Origin of the sequence: Isoptericola sp. NPDC060257, assembly GCF_042726645.1 — a bacterium.
GTDB lineage: Bacteria > Actinomycetota > Actinomycetes > Actinomycetales > Cellulomonadaceae > Isoptericola > Isoptericola nanjingensis.
Window position 1 is genome coordinate 1 of record NZ_JBHXAW010000003.1, and the last position, 14,179, is coordinate 14,179.

The 14,179-nt window shown below is 75.2% G+C and carries 13 protein-coding genes; all 13 read right to left on the bottom strand.

What is annotated here, in order from left to right:
- Positions 1-69: 69 nt before the first annotated feature.
- Positions 70-348 carry an HGxxPAAW family protein gene (locus ACFWEK_RS00475; RefSeq protein WP_430546172.1) on the bottom strand — a complete coding sequence of 93 codons (279 nt, stop codon included), beginning with the start codon at positions 346-348 and terminating at the stop codon, positions 70-72.
- 41 nt (positions 349-389) lie between these two features.
- On the bottom strand, positions 390-1,085 hold the full coding sequence (locus tag ACFWEK_RS00480) for a Trp biosynthesis-associated membrane protein (RefSeq protein WP_430552715.1): 696 nt from the start codon (positions 1,083-1,085) through the stop codon (positions 390-392).
- A gap of 37 nt (positions 1,086-1,122) precedes the next feature.
- Positions 1,123-2,676, bottom strand: coding sequence for an anthranilate synthase component I (locus tag ACFWEK_RS00485; protein WP_430552737.1), 1,554 nt, complete (start codon positions 2,674-2,676; stop codon positions 1,123-1,125).
- A 149-nt stretch (positions 2,677-2,825) separates the two neighbouring features.
- Positions 2,826-3,221: a phosphoribosyl-AMP cyclohydrolase gene (hisI, locus tag ACFWEK_RS00490; RefSeq protein WP_430546174.1), complete on the bottom strand. Its 396-nt coding sequence runs from the start codon at positions 3,219-3,221 to the stop codon at positions 2,826-2,828.
- Positions 3,222-3,290: 69 nt separating this feature from the next.
- On the bottom strand, positions 3,291-5,090 hold the full coding sequence (locus ACFWEK_RS00495) for an ABC transporter ATP-binding protein (RefSeq protein WP_430546175.1): 1,800 nt from the start codon (positions 5,088-5,090) through the stop codon (positions 3,291-3,293).
- On the bottom strand, positions 5,087-6,916 hold the full coding sequence (locus ACFWEK_RS00500) for an ABC transporter ATP-binding protein (protein ID WP_430546341.1): 1,830 nt from the start codon (positions 6,914-6,916) through the stop codon (positions 5,087-5,089). The genes ACFWEK_RS00495 and ACFWEK_RS00500 overlap by 4 nt, the downstream gene beginning before the upstream one ends.
- Positions 6,917-7,022: 106 nt before the next feature.
- Positions 7,023-7,796, bottom strand: coding sequence for an imidazole glycerol phosphate synthase subunit HisF (gene hisF / locus ACFWEK_RS00505; protein WP_430552716.1), 774 nt, complete (start codon positions 7,794-7,796; stop codon positions 7,023-7,025).
- A 7-nt stretch (positions 7,797-7,803) separates the two neighbouring features.
- Positions 7,804-8,817, bottom strand: a complete 1,014-nt coding sequence (locus ACFWEK_RS00510; RefSeq protein WP_430552717.1) for an FKBP-type peptidyl-prolyl cis-trans isomerase — start codon at positions 8,815-8,817, stop codon at positions 7,804-7,806.
- Between the two features lie 81 nt (positions 8,818-8,898).
- Positions 8,899-10,260 (bottom strand): Pup--protein ligase, encoded by a 1,362-nt coding sequence (gene pafA, locus ACFWEK_RS00515; protein WP_430546178.1) that lies wholly within the window; start codon positions 10,258-10,260, stop codon positions 8,899-8,901.
- A 94-nt stretch (positions 10,261-10,354) separates the two neighbouring features.
- Entirely contained in the window at positions 10,355-11,077 is a 723-nt protein-coding gene (prcA, locus tag ACFWEK_RS00520; protein WP_430546179.1) for a proteasome subunit alpha, read from the bottom strand.
- Positions 11,074-11,973: a proteasome subunit beta gene (prcB, locus tag ACFWEK_RS00525; RefSeq protein ID WP_430546180.1), complete on the bottom strand. Its 900-nt coding sequence runs from the start codon at positions 11,971-11,973 to the stop codon at positions 11,074-11,076. Before prcB ends, prcA begins: the two co-directional genes overlap by 4 nt.
- Before the next feature lie 6 nt (positions 11,974-11,979).
- The gene (locus ACFWEK_RS00530) at positions 11,980-12,177 is read right to left on the bottom strand and encodes a ubiquitin-like protein Pup (RefSeq protein WP_079575068.1); all 198 of its coding nucleotides are present in this window, start codon (positions 12,175-12,177) and stop codon (positions 11,980-11,982) included.
- Between the two features lie 218 nt (positions 12,178-12,395).
- Entirely contained in the window at positions 12,396-14,138 is a 1,743-nt protein-coding gene (gene dop / locus ACFWEK_RS00535; protein WP_430552738.1) for a depupylase/deamidase Dop, read from the bottom strand.
- Between the last annotated feature and the right edge of the window lie 41 nt (positions 14,139-14,179).

Genomic DNA, 14,179 nt, shown 5'->3' on the forward strand with positions numbered 1-14,179 from the left:
GCGCGCCCCCTCGTCGGGAGCGCGCCGTCGTCGCGCCGGCCGGCGGTCGTGGCCGCCGCCGGGAGGGGCTCAGTGGCCGGAGGAGGCCCGGCGCGGCGTCACGCCGTCCTTGGGCTGGCCGAGGCCCATGTTGCGGAGCACGAGGCCGAGCACGAGCGAGGCGGCCACGATCACGGCGCCGACCCAGACCACCGCGTCCGGGACCGGGGGCAGCATCCCGACGGCGCCGACGGCCACGCCCAGCATGATGCCGATCATCGCCGTCCACGCGGCGGTCGTGTGGCCGTGGTTCGTGGGCGGGACGGCCGGGGGCAGGTAGGCGACCTCGGCGTTGCGGTTGTCGGTCATTGGAATGTGATGCCCTTTCGTGACGTGGTGCGCGGTCCAGCCTAGCGGTCCGCGGACGGGTCCGTTCCCCGGGAGAGCGCGTCCCACGCGTCATGGGGGTCGTGCTGACCAGGCGCGTCGGGGTGGTCCCCCGACGGCGCCGACCCGCTGCGGAGGTCCGTGCCGTCCGTGTCGCCGGTACCGGGTTCGGCGTCGGCGCGCTCGTGGCGCCCGGAGGTGGCTCCCCAGGCGGGTGCGCCGGCCGCCGCGAGCGCCGCGACGAGCACGGCCGCGACGCCCAGCATCGCGGTCAGCCAGGGCCACACGGCGACGGCGACGGGCGACGTGAGGTCGGTCACGCCGGCGGTCGCCGACGCACCCGACGTCGCGGCGGGGACCGGGTCGAGCAGCACGGCCGCGGCCGAGGCGGCGGCCAGTGCGCCCGCGAGCGCGACCACGACCAGCGCGACCCAGCGCGCCACGCGGCCCGCGATGGCGAGGGCGACGCCGCCCGCCACCACGACGAGCGCGGCCGCGCCGACCGCCGGCGCCGCCGTCGTGCCGGTGACCGCGACGTCGACCGTGGGCTCGAGGGCCGTCGACACCGTCGTGCTCACCCAGGTGGGCGAGGCCGTCGCGAGCGTGAGCCCGCCGACCGCCACCACCGACCACACCGCCCGCGCCCGCGCGCGCAGCGGCCCGCGACCCGGCGGGCGACCGCCGTGCCCCTCGTGCGTGGTCCGTGCTGCGTCGTCCATGTCTGCCTGTCCGTCCGTCGCGCTGTCCGTGCCGTGCTCAGAGCGCCCGGAACCGTGCGGCCAGCTGCACCGCGCGTACCGCCGCGGCGGCCTTGTTGCGCGACTCCTCGTACTCGAGCGCGGGCACCGAGTCGGCGACGATGCCGCCGCCGGCCTGCACCCACGCCCGGCCGTCGCGGATGCACGCGGTGCGGATCGCGATGGCCATGTCCATGTTGCCGCCGAAGTCGAGGTAGCCCACGGTGCCGCCGTAGATCCCGCGGGAGGCGGGCTCCAGCTCGTCGATCAGGGCGATGGCCCGCGGCTTGGGCGCCCCCGAGAGGGTGCCCGCGGGGAACGTCGCGCGCAGGGTGTCGAGCGCCGTCGCGCCCGCCCGCAGGCGGCCGACGACCGTGGAGCACAGGTGCATGATGTGGCTGAACCGTCGGGTGGCCATGAACTCGACCACCTCGACCGACGTCGGCTCGCAGACCTTGACGAGGTCGTTGCGCGACAGGTCGACGAGCATGAGGTGCTCGGCGCGCTCCTTGGGGTCGGCGAGCAGCTCCTCGCCGAGCGCCACGTCCTCCTCGACCGTCGCCCCGCGCGGGCGCGACCCGGCGATCGGGTACGTGGTCACGTGCCCGTCGGTCACCTTCACCAGCGTCTCCGGGCTGGAGCCGACGACCGAGAAGTCGCGCCCGTCGGGGCCGGTGAGCCGGAAGTAGTACATGTACGGGCTCGGGTTGATGGTGCGCAGCGCGCGGTACACGTCCAGCGGCGCGGCCGGGCAGTCCAGGCCGAGGCGCTGGGACAGCACGACCTGGAACACCTCGCCGTCGCGGATCGCCTCCTGCCCGGTGCGGACGGCGGACTCGAACTCCTCGCGCGTGGAGCGGAACTCCAGGGCGGGCTCGGCCACCTCGTCCGGGCTGCGCAGCACGGTGGGCTGCGGCGGCGCCGGAGCGGCGAGCCGCGCCTGCATCGCGTCGAGCCGGGCGACGGCGTCGGCGTGGGCCTCGTCGACCCGCTCGTCCGTGCCGTCGCCGTTGATGGCGTTGGCGATGAGCCACGCGCAGCCCGTGTGGTGGTCGACCGCCACGAGGTCGGTCGCGAGGCTCAGGGCCACCTCCGGCACGCCGAGCTCGTCGGGCGCGTTCGCGGGGAGCGTCGGCTCCCAGTGCCGCACGACGTCCCAGCCGAGCGCACCCGTGAGCCCGCCGGTCAGCGGGGGCAGCCCCTCGATCGGCGGCGTGCGCAGCGCCTCGAGCGCCGCGCCGAGCACGTCGACGACGTCGCCCTCGCGCGGGATGCCCGCCGGGACGTCACCGTGCCAGACGGCGCGGCCGTCCTGCGCGGTGAGCGTGGCGCGCGAGTCGACGCCCACGAACGACCAGCGCGACCAGCCGCCGGACGACTCCGCCGACTCGAGCACGAAGGTGCCCGGGCGGTCCTGGCCGAGCGTCCGGTACAGGCCGACCGGGGTGACGTCGTCCGCCAGCACGCGCCGCACCACGGGGATCACGCGGCGGTCGGCGGCCAGCGCGCGGAACGTGCCGAGCCCCGGCCACGTCGCGCCCCACGCCAGGTCCTGCTCCGACGGGCCCGCCACGGGGGCGGGGCGCGGGGCGGGGTGGGGCTGCGCGACGGTGGGCGTGGTCACCGGTCCTCCTGAGGATCGTCGGGCTGGTCGGGGCTGGTCGGGTTGATCTGCTGGGCTGGGTGCGTCGTCGGTGCCGGCGGCAGGGACGAGGGGCGGGATCAGGCGGCCGGCGCGTCGGGGCCGACGACGGCGCCCAGGTCGCCGCCCGCCTCGAAGCAGGTGCGGGTGCCGGTGTGGCACGCGGCGCCGACCTGGTGGACGCGCACGAGCAGGGCGTCGCCGTCGCAGTCCAGCGCGACGGAGCGGACGAGCTGCACGTGCCCGGACGTGTCGCCCTTGCGCCAGTACTCCTCGCGAGACCGGCTCCAGAACGTCACGCGGCCTTCGGTGAGCGTGCGGCGCAGCGCCTCGTCGTCCATCCAGCCGAGCATGAGGACCTCGCCCGTGTCGTGCTGCTGGACGATCGCGGCGACGAGGCCGTGCTCGTCGCGCTTGAGCCGGTCGGCGACCCCCGGGTCGAGCGCGGGCACGGGGGCATCGGTCAGGTCGGGCACCCGTGCATCTTCCCACGCCCGGCGGGGCCGCGGGGCCCCCGTCCGGCAGTCCCGCACCGGCCCGGACGGTCAGCGGGTCTGTGCCACCCAGCTCGCGTGCATCCGCGCGTAGACGCCGCCCGCGGCCGCCAGCTCGGCGTGCCCGCCGACCTCGACCACGCGCCCGTCGTCGACGACGACCACGAGGTCGCTGGCCTCCGCCGTCGAGAGCCGGTGGGCGATCGTGATGGTGGACCGGCCGGAGGTGAGCGAGTCCAGCGCCCGGGCGATCCGCACCTCGGCGGCGGGGTCGACGGCCGACGTGGCCTCGTCCAGCACCAGCAGGTCGGGCGCCGCGAGGTAGGCGCGCGCGATGGCGACGAGCTGCCGCTCCCCCGCGCTCAGCGCCTCGCCGCGCTGGCCGACGGGCGTGTCGAGGCCCTGCGGCAGCCCGGCCACCCAGTCGGTGAGGCCGAGCGCGTCCACGGCCCCGGTGACGCGTGCCCGGGTCTCGGCGGGGTCGGACGGCGGGTCCGGGCGCAGCCCGTAGGCGACGTTCTGCTCCACCGTCCCGTCGAACAGGAACCCCTCCTGCGGCACGAGCACGACGCGCTCGCGCAACGAGGCGAGCGTCAGCCGGCGCAGGTCGACGCCGTCGAGCAGCACCTCCCCGGCCGTGGGGTCCATGAGGCGGGCGACCAGCTTCGCGACGGTGGTCTTGCCCGAGCCCGTCCGCCCGACGACGGCGACCTTGCGGCGCGCGGGCAGCTCCAGGTCCACCCCGTGCAGCACCTCGGGCCCGTCGGGGTAGGCGTACCGCACCCCGCGCAGCGTCACCGCGGCCGGGCCGCGCGGGCTCGCCGTGGCGTCGTCGGCGTCGGCGACGTCGAGGGGCGTCTCGAGCACCGCGAGCACGCGCCGCCAGCCCGCGACGGCGTTCTGCAGCTCGTTGAGGATCTCCGTGGCCTGCTGCACGGGGCCGGTGAAGAGCTGCACGAGGAACAGGAACGCGACCACCTGGCCCGCGGTCAGGCCGCCGCCGACGCCGAGCAGCGTGCCCACCACCACGACGACGGCGAGCACCAGGTTGGCGACCAGCACGCCGCTCGAGAACACCGACGAGACGAGGAGCTGGGCGCGGGCCTGCGTGGCGCGGGTGTGCTCGACGGCCGCGTCGACCCGGCGTCCGGTCCGCGCCGCCACGCCGTACGCGCGCACCGTCTCCGCGCCCACGACCGCCTCCGAGATCGCGCCGAGCATCGCGCCGACGGCCTGCCGCACCGCCGCGTACGCGCGGTTCACCGTGCCCTGCGCGCGGCGCAGCACCAGGAACAGCGGCACGAAGCACGCCCAGACCACCAGGGTGAGCTGCCACGAGTACACGGCCATGAGCGCGGTGGCCACGAGCACCTGCAGCGTCGACACGAGGAGCTGGATGCCGCCCCACTGGACGAACAGCGAGATCGTGTCGACGTCGGAGGTGACGCGGGACACGAGCGCGCCGCGGCGCTCGGTGCCCTGCGCGAGGGTGGACAGGTCGTGCACGTGCCGGAACGCCTGCACCCGCAGCGCGGCGAGCCCGGCCTCCGTCCGGCGGAACAGGCGGACGTTGACCACCGCGGTGCACAGCCCCGCGACGACGACCGCCCCCGCGGCGAGACCGGTCAGGAGCGCCACCCGACCGGCGTCGGGCCCGCCTCCGGCAAGGATGCCGTCGTCGATCGTGCGCTGCACCGCGACCGGCACGACGACGCGCCCCGCGGCCGCCAGCACGGCGAGCGCGAGGGTGAGCCACAGGCCGTCGACGATCTGCGGCGAGATCTGCACGCCCCGGCGGAGCGTGGCGAGGACGCCCAACTCGCTGGCGGCGGCGATGCGCGTCGTGCTCACGGTGTCCCCTCCAGCTGCTCGTCCCCCGGCAGCCGCTCCCCGGCGGCCGCCTCGTCCGCGAGCTCGCGCGCCCGGCGCTCCGTCTCCTGCTCGTACGCGGTGGCGAGCGCGCGGTAGCCCGGGTCCCGGGCCAGCAGGTCGGCGTGCGGCCCGACGTCGACGACGCGGCCGCCCTCGAGGTGCACGACGACGTCCGCGAGCGCCACCGACGACATGCGGTAGGCGACCATGACGACGGTCGTGCCCGGTGCGTCGCCCCCGCCGCCGCGCGCCGACGCGAGGGAGCCGAGGATCTCCGCCTCGACGCGCGGGTCCACCGCGGACGTGGCGTCGTCGAGCACGAGCAGCCGGGGCCGGCGGACCAGCGCCCGCGCGACGGCGAGCCGCTGCCGCTGCCCGCCGGACAGGTTGGCCCCTCGCTCGCCCAGGGGCGCGTCGAGCCCGCCGGGCAGCGCGCGCGCGACGTCGTCGACGCGGGCGACACGCAGCGCCTCCCAGACCTCGGCGTCGTCGGGGGCGCCGTCGTCGCCCGGGTCGGTGAGGGTCACGTTGGCGCGGACCGTGTCCTCGAAGACGAACGTCTGCTGCGTCACGAGCGCCACCTGGGCGGGGATCTCGCCCGCGGCGAGGTCGCGGACGTCCGCGCCGTCGAGCAGCACCCGGCCGCGGCTCGTGTCGCTGAGGCGCGCCAGCAGCGACACGAGGGTCGTCTTGCCCGCGCCGGTGCTCCCGACGACGGCGACCGTGCTCCCGGGCGCCACGTCGAGGTCGACGCCGTCGAGCAGGGTGACCGTCGTGCCGGCCGCCGGGACGTCGACGCCGACGCCCTCGAGGCGCACCGCCAGGCCGCCCGCCGCGTGCGGGAGCGCCTGCGTGCCCGGGACCAGCGTCGACGGGGCGTCGAGGATGCCCGCGATCCGGTCGTAGCCGACGAGGGCGCGCGGCAGCTCGCCGAGCACCCAGCCGAACGCGCGCACCGGCACCGCCATGACCGTCAGCAGGTAGGCCGCCGTCACGACGTCGCCCGCGTCGACGGCCCCGGTGGCCGCGCGCCAGGTGCCCACGCCGAGCACGGCCAGCGTGCCGAGGGAGGGCAGCAGCTCGATGACCGGGTCGAAGACGGCCCGGACGGTGCCGACGCGCACGTTCGCGGCACGCAACGCGTCCGTACGCTCGGCGAACCGCCGCTCCTCGCGGTCCGCGGTGCCGAGCGACGTGACGAGCAGCGCGCCCTCGAAGGACTCGTGCGCGACGTCGGCCACCTCGGCCCGCAGCTGCTGCGCCCGCGTCACGGCGGGCGTCATGTGCCGCTGGAAGACGACGTTCGCGGCGATCGCGGCGGGCACGACCAGCAGGGCGGCGACGGCCAGCCACACGTCGACGGCGAGGAGCATCCCCGCAGCGACCCCGATCATCACCACGACGCCGAGCGCGAAGGGCAGGGGATTGAAGACTCCGGTGGCGGCCTCGACGTCGGCGCTCGCCGCGGACAGCAGCCGGCCCGCGGGGTGCGCGCGGTGCCACGACACGGGCAGGCGCAGGTACTGCCGGGACAGCCCGCGCCGGTGGTGCGCCTGGATCGCCGCGAACCCGTAGCCGGCCCAGATGCGCCGACCGGCGACGCCGAGAGCGAGGGTGAGCGCCACCGCGGCGAGCACGAGCCCGGCGACCCAGATGCGCGAGCGCGCGTCGGGGTCGCCCGCGATCGCGGGGACGACGACCGCGTCCGTGGCCCAGCCCACGGCGCGGCTCACCGCGACGGTGGCGGCGCCGAACACCGCGGACGCGCCCACGGCCAGCACGTACAGGCGCGGCTCGGAGCGCATGCCGCGCCACACGAGCGCCGTCGAGCGGCGCAGCCTCGACCCCGTGAGCGCGGTCGTGACGGCTCCGCTCACGGCCGGCGAGCCAGTCGCCCGACCGACCCCGCGCTCACCTCCGCACCTCGATGCCCGCCTCGGCCAGCGCCGTCTTGACCTGACCGACCGTCAGCGCGCCGAAGTGGAAGACGCTCGCGGCGAGCACCGCGTCGGCGCCCGCGCGGGCCGCGGCGACGAAGTGCTCCGGGGTCCCCGCGCCGCCCGACGCCACGAGCGGCACGTCGACCTTCTCCCGCACGGCGGCGAGCATCTCGAGGTCGAAGCCCGCAGTGGTGCCGTCGGCGTCCATCGAGTTCAGCAGGATCTCGCCCGCGCCCAGGTGGGCGACCCGCGCCGCCCACTCGACGGCGTCGATGCCCGTGCCGCGGCGACCGCCGTGGGTCGTGACCTCGAAGCCCGAGGGGGTCACCGTCTCGCCGGTGACGCGGCGGGCGTCCACCGACAGGGTCAGCACCTGCCGACCGAAGCGGGCCGCGATCTCCGCGACCAGCTCGGGCCGCGCGATGGCGGCGGTGTTGACGCCCACCTTGTCGGCGCCGGCGCGCAGCAGGTGGTCGACGTCCTCCGTCGAGCGCACGCCGCCGCCCACGGTGAGGGGCACGAAGACCTGGTCGGCGGTCCGCCGCACGACGTCGATCATCGTGTCGCGGCCGCCCGACGACGCGGACACGTCCAGGAAGGTCACCTCGTCGGCACCCTCGCCGTCGTACCGGGACGCGAGCTCCACGGGGTCGCCCGCGTCGCGCAGGTTCGTGAAGTTGACGCCCTTGACGACGCGACCGTCGTCGACGTCGAGGCACGGGATCACGCGGACGGCCACGGACATGCGGGACTCACCCTTCCTTGCTGCTGTCGTCGCTCCCGGCGGGCTCGTCCGAGCCCGGGCCGGACTTCTGCTCCGGGTCACCGCCGTCGTCGCCCTTGCCCTTGCCGGTCGACTCGTCCTCGGTGACCTGGAAGTGCGCGTCCAGGATGTCCACGACGTAGACCAGGGTCTCGTCGGCGAGGTCGCTGCTGGTGCCACCGTAGCCGAGGCTCGGGGGGACCACGAGCAGCACCTGCGAGCCCACGGTCTGCTCGACCAGCCCCTGGTCGAGGCCGTCGACGAGCTGGCCGATGCCGATCGTCGCGGACTGCGGTCGCGTCCCGGCGGTCCACGTGGTGTCGAACTGCCGGCCGTCGCTCCACCGCACGGCGGTGAACCGCATCGTGACGACCTGCCCCACCTGCACCTGCGGCCCGGTGCCCCGCACCAGCGGCTGCACCTGCAGGTCGGCGGGCGCGTCGGCCTTCCGCGGCACGGTCACGCTCGGTGCGCCGCCGTCGCCGCGCTTGACGGTCGGGAGTCCCTTCGCCGCGCTCACCTCGGCGCCGGAGGCGTGCGTCGGCAGCACGTCGACGACGAGGATCACGGGCACGTCGCCGTCCTGCTCGAGCAGGAGCATCCGCGCCCCCACCTTCTGGCCGCGCAGCGTGTCGTAGAGGTTCGAGCCGAGCGACTCGGGCGACATCGAGTACCACCCCGGCGCGTCGATGTACGTGCTCGAGATGACGGTGCCGTCGCGCCCGTCCTCGGCGTACATGTTCAGCAGCACGGGTTCGCCGTCCACCACGGGCTCGCCCGACCCGGGCCACACCGTCCGCGCGCCCGCCTGCACGACGTCGTACGGCTGCTCGTAGTCGAGCGCGGGCGGCTCCCCCACCGCCCCCGAGACCTGCACGGGCGCCGCCGACGGCGCGGACGACGGCCGCTTGCCCAGGTCGTCCAGCAGCGACGAGCCGCACCCGCCCAGCACGAGCGCGCCACCGAGCAGCAGCGAGATCAAAAGGGTCAGACGGCGGAGCACCGCGACAGTCTGCCACGCCCGCCGCTCACCCCTGATCAGCGGTCCGCGCCCGACCTCCGAGCGGCCGCGCCCACGCCCGACCTACATCGACTCGATCAGCCGATCGACGCGCTCGTCCACGCTCTTGAACGGGTCCTTGCACAGCACGGTGCGCTGCGCCTGGTCGTTGAGCTTCAGGTGCACCCAGTCCACGGTGTAGTCCCGGCGCGCCTCCTGCGCGGCGCGCACGAAGTCGCCCCGCAGCTTGGCGCGCGTCGTGGGCGGCGGCACCGCCGTCGACTCGAACACCTCGAGGTCGGTGACCACGCGCTCCACCATGCCGCGCGCGGCGAGCAGGTTGTACAGCCCCTCGGTGCGGGAGATGTCGTGGTAGGCGAGGTCGAGGCGCGCGATGCGGGGGTCGTCGAGCGGCAGGTCGTGCTTGGCCTGGTACCGCTCGATGAGCTTGAGCTTGATGACCCAGTCGAGCTCGCGGTCCACGAGGGACAGGTCGCGGGACTCCAGCGCGCGCAGCCCGCGCTCCCACAGGTCCAGCACCTGCTTGACGACGGGGGTGGCGCCGGCGTGCGCGTCGACGTGCTCGCGCACGCGGTGGAAGTACTCCCACTGGATGTCGACGGCGGTGGCGGTGCGGCCGTTGGCGAGCTGGACGGGGTGCAGGCCTGTGCGGTCGTGGCTGATCTCGCGGATCGCGCGGATGGGGTTCTCGAGGGTGAGGTCGCGCATCGGCACGCCCGCCTCGACGAGGCGCAGCACGAGGTCCGTGGCGCCCACCTTGAGCATCGTGGTCGGCTCGGCCATCGACGAGTCACCGACGATGACATGCAGGCGGCGGTAGCTCTCCGCGTCGGCGTGCGGCTCGTCGCGCGTGTTGATGATCGGCCGGGAGCGGGTGGTGGCGCTGGAGACGGCCTCCCAGATGTGGTCGGCGCGCTGGGACAGGCAGTAGACGGCGCCGCGCGGGGTGGCGAGCACCTTCCCCGCACCCGTGAGCACCTGGCGGGTGATGAGGAACGGCACGAGCACCTCGGAGAGGCGCGAGAAGTCGCCCTGCCGGCGCACGAGGTAGTTCTCGTGGCAGCCGTAGGAGTTGCCCGCGGAGTCGGTGTTGTTCTTGAACAGGTGCACCTTGCCGGACAGGCCCTCGTGCTCCAGCCGCTGCTGCGCGTCGGCCACCAGCCCCTCGAGGATGCGCTCGCCGCCCCGGTCGTACGCCACGAGCTGGTGCACGTCGTCGCACTCCGCCGTCGCGTACTCGGGGTGCGACCCCACGTCGAGGTAGAGGCGCGAGCCGTTGCGCAGGAAGACGTTCGAGCTCCGCCCCCATGCCACGACCTTGCGGAACAGGTAGCGGGCCACCTCGTCCGCGGACAGGCCGCGCCCGTCGTCCGCCGCGCACGTCACCCCGTACTCGGTCTCCAGACCGAAGATCCTGCGGTCCACGACGTCTCCCCTCGCTCGGCCCTGCTGCCCGACCTGCTGCCCCACCTGGTGCCCGACTACGGTGCGACCTGCTCGCCCGTCTCAATCGCCAGTCTCACTCACCGGGCTGCTCGAGCAGCCCGGCCAGCGTCGCGCCCTGCAGCCGGCGGAACGCCCGCCGCCGGCCCGCGCGCTCCAGCACCGCCACCTCGAGGCCGGCGGGCGCGATCTCGCGCTCCTCCCCCTCGGCGGCGACGGAACCGTCCGACCCCACGGCGCCGAGGGTGCGCACCGCGAGCGCGAGCACCTGCGGCAGCGTCATCCCCTCGTGCCAGGCCTCGCCGACGCGCGCGCCCAGCTGCTCCGCCTGGCCGCCCATCACGACGTGCCCGTGCTCGTCCGCGACGGAGCCGTCGTAGGACAGCCGGTAGATCTGGTCGGCAGCCGGGCTGTCCCCCACCTCCGCCACGACCAGCTCGACCTCCAGCGGCTTGGACTCGGTGGTGAACACCGTGCCCAGCGTCTGCGCGTAGGCGTTGGCCAGCCCGCGCGCGGTGACGTCGGTGCGGTCGTAGGAGTACCCGCGCAGGTCGGCGTAGCGGACCCCGGCGACCCGCAGGTTCTCGAACTCGTTGTACTTGCCCACCGCGGCGAACGCGATGCGGTCGTAGATCTCCGAGATCTTGTGCAGCGCTCGCGACGGGTTCTCCGTGGCGAACGCGATCCCGCCCTCGTACGCGAGCACGACGACGGACCGGCCACGGGCGATGCCCTTGCGGGCGAAGTCCGCCCGGTCCTTCATCAGCTGCTCGGGCGAGACGTAGAACGGCATCGTCATGCGCGCGCACCCCCCTGGTTCCCGGTCCGGGGACCGCCGGCGGGGCGGTCGCCGTGGGCGGCCCGGTGGGCGGCCCCGCGCTCGTCGACGATCCTCTCGACCGTCGCGGAGAGCTCCTCGTCCGCCACCCGGCGCACGCCGTCGGCGGTCACGACGTTCACCACGGGCCAGATCTGGCGCACGGGGTCGGGGCCGCCGGTCGCGCTGTCGTCGTCGGCCGCGTCGTAGAGCGCCTCGACCGCGACGCCGACCGCCGCGTCGGCGTCGAGCCCGGGCCGCCACAGCTTCTTCAGCGCGCCGCGCGCGAACACCGAGCCGGAGCCGACCGTGTGGTGGTCGTGCTCCTCGTACCGGCCGCCGGTGACGTCGTAGCTGAACAGCCGCCCGTACCCGCGGTCGAGGTCGTAGCCCGCGAACAGCGGCACGACGGCCAGGCCTTGCAGGGCGAGGGGCAGGTTGCCGCGGATCATCGTCGACAGGCGGTTGGCCTTGCCGTCGAGGGAGAGCAGGGAGCCCTCGATCTTCTCGTAGTGCTCCAGCTCGAGCTGGAAGAGCCGCACGAGCTCGATCGCCACGCCCGCGGACCCCGCGATGCCGACCACCGAGTACGCGTCGGCGGCGAAGACCTTCTCCATCTCGCGGCTGGCGATGAGGTTGCCCGCCGTGGCCCGGCGGTCGCCCGCCATGATCACGCCGCGGCCGCCGTCGTCGGTGCCGAAGGTCAGCGCGACGATGGTGGTGGCGTGCGGGGCGAGCCCGTCGGCGCTCGCGCCGCCGACGTCGCGACGCCCGGGCAGCAGGTCGGGCGCGTGGCCCGCGAGGAAGTCCACGAACGAGGACGAGCCGGGGCGCAGGAACGCGTCCGGCAGCCGTCCCGAGGTGTCAGCGTGGGTCATGGGCGCTCACTGACCGCCCTTCTGCACGAAGCCCCGCACGAACGACTCGGCGTTCGTCTCGAGGACCTCGTCGATCTCCTCCAGCAGGGCGTCCACCTCGGCGTCGCGCTCGGTCGCCGCCGGGGCGACCGGGGCGGGGGTGTCCGCGTCGTCGTCGGGCGTGCGGTCCTCGTGCTGCGGGTTGATCCGTTCCTGACCGGCCATGGTCCGCCTCCTTCGCTGCTGCGGAGCTCCCGACAAGGAGCTCCGGGAGAGTCTCGCGACGCCAGCCTATGCGCTGCGACCGACACCGCGCGGCGACGTCCACGCCGGTTGCGCCCAGGGCTGAACGACTCCACCCCGTGCACGGACGGGGCACGGCTGGGGCCCGTGGTGGGCACGGGGTGGGCACGGTCCGGACGACGTCGTCGCCGGTCAGGCGGTCACCCGTCGCCGCGCAGCCCCTTGAGCAGCGCCGCCGCGTCCGGGCTGGCGTCCAGGAGCGCACCGATGTGCGCACGGGTGCCGCGGGAGGGATCGAGCATCGGCACCCGCTGCAGGGCCGCGGCCCCCGGGACGTCGAAGATCACCGAGTCCCAGCTCGCCGCCGACACCTGGTCCGCGTACCGGGCCATCACCTCGCCACGGAACCAGGCCCGCGTGTCCGCCGGGGCGTGGTGCACCGCGTCCGCGACCCGCTCGTCGTCCACGAGCCGCTCCACGGCGCCCGACGCGACGAGCCGGTGGTAGACGCCGCGCTCGGGCCGTACGTCCGTCCACTGCAGGTCCAGCGCGTGCAGCCGGGGGTGGTCCCAGCCGAGCCCGTCCCGCGACCGCATCCGCTCCAGGAGCCGGTGCTTCGCCACCCACTCCACCTCGCGCGCGCACGTCGACGGGTCCGTGCCCAGCCGGTGGAGCACCGAGCGCCAGCGGTCCAGCACCGCGGCGGTCTCGTCGTCGCCCGGCCCGCCGGAGGCTGCCGTACCCCCTGTCGTACGCGCTGCCGCGAGCGCCGCGACCGACCGGGCCACGACGTCGGCGTACGCCTCCTGGATCCCCAGCGCCGTGAGCCGGCGGCCGTCGGCGAGCTCGAGGGGGGCGGCGAGGGTGAGGTCGCGCGACACCCGCTGGACGTCGGCGACCGGGTCGGCGAGCCGCAGGGCGGCGAGCTCCTCCCGGGCGGGGACGCCCGCCTCGGCCAGCTCGTCGAGGTGCTCGAGCACCCACAGCACCAGCGAGGTGGTACCGAGCTTGAGGAAGGTCGCGACCTCGAACAGGTTGGCGTCGCCGATGATGAGGTGCAGGCGGCGCCACCGCGTGCGGTCAGCGTGCGGCTCGTCGCGGGTGTTGACGATGGGGCGACGCAGCGTCGTCTCGAGGCCCACCTCCGCCTCGATGTAGTCGGCACGCTGCGAGAGCTGGAAGCCGGCCTCCGAGCCCGTCGGGCCGAGGCCGACCCGCCCCGACCCGGCGAAGACCTGCCGCGTCACGAGGAACGGCGTCAGCAGCTCGACCAGCGTGCCAAACGGCAGCGCCCGGTCCACCAGGAAGTTCTCGTGCGTGCCGTAGCTGGCGCCCTTGCCGTCCACGTTGTTCTTGTAGAGCACCACCTCGCCGCCGGGCACCTCCGCGAGCGACCGCACGGCCGCGAGCATGACCCGCTCCCCCGCGACGTCCCACAGGACGCCGTCGCGCGGCCCGGTGACCTCGGGCGACGAGTACTCCGGGTGCGCGTGGTCCACGTAGAGGCGCGCGCCGTTGGTGAGGATGCAGTTCGCGGCGCTCGGGTCGTCGTAGTCCTCGACCGACGGCCGCTCCACCTCCTCCGGCTCCTGCCGGACGGGGCGCGCCCGACCGCGGGACGCCCCGGGCGTGCCCGCCGCGGAGGCCACCTGGGCCGACGCGGGGGTGCTGCCGGACGTCGGGCCGGACGACGAGGGTCCGGACGGCGCGGGGCGCGACGGGTCGTCGGTGAGGAGCGAGGGGTGCGCCGAGGCGCGCTGGAGGTGGAACCCGCGTGCGTCCTGCAGCGGGTCCTCGTCGTCGTAGTCCCAGCGGGCCGGCGGGCGGGCGCCCGCCCGCGCCACCAGGGCGCGGTACGTCATGACCACCTGCGAGCTCATGAGCATCGGGTTGGCCATCGGCCGCCCCGGTGCCAGCACGCCGTACTCGGTCTCGATCCCCATCACGCGACGAACGCTCACGCCACCACCCTAGGTGGCCGGGA

Excerpts from the sequence above, each read along its gene's own strand:
- dop (WP_430552738.1), bottom strand. The coding sequence starts at position 14,138 with ATGGGGATCGAGACCGAGTACGGCGTGCTGGCACCGGGGCGGCCGATG.
- ACFWEK_RS00475 (WP_430546172.1), bottom strand. The coding sequence starts at position 348 with ATGACCGACAACCGCAACGCCGAGGTCGCCTACCTGCCCCCGGCCGTC.
- prcB (WP_430546180.1), bottom strand. The coding sequence starts at position 11,973 with ATGACCCACGCTGACACCTCGGGACGGCTGCCGGACGCGTTCCTGCGC.
- prcA (WP_430546179.1), bottom strand. The coding sequence starts at position 11,077 with ATGACGATGCCGTTCTACGTCTCGCCCGAGCAGCTGATGAAGGACCGG.
- ACFWEK_RS00530 (WP_079575068.1), bottom strand. The coding sequence starts at position 12,177 with ATGGCCGGTCAGGAACGGATCAACCCGCAGCACGAGGACCGCACGCCC.
- ACFWEK_RS00480 (WP_430552715.1), bottom strand. The coding sequence starts at position 1,085 with ATGGACGACGCAGCACGGACCACGCACGAGGGGCACGGCGGTCGCCCG.
- hisF (WP_430552716.1), bottom strand. The coding sequence starts at position 7,796 with ATGTCCGTGGCCGTCCGCGTGATCCCGTGCCTCGACGTCGACGACGGT.
- ACFWEK_RS00500 (WP_430546341.1), bottom strand. The coding sequence starts at position 6,916 with ATGCGCTCCGAGCCGCGCCTGTACGTGCTGGCCGTGGGCGCGTCCGCG.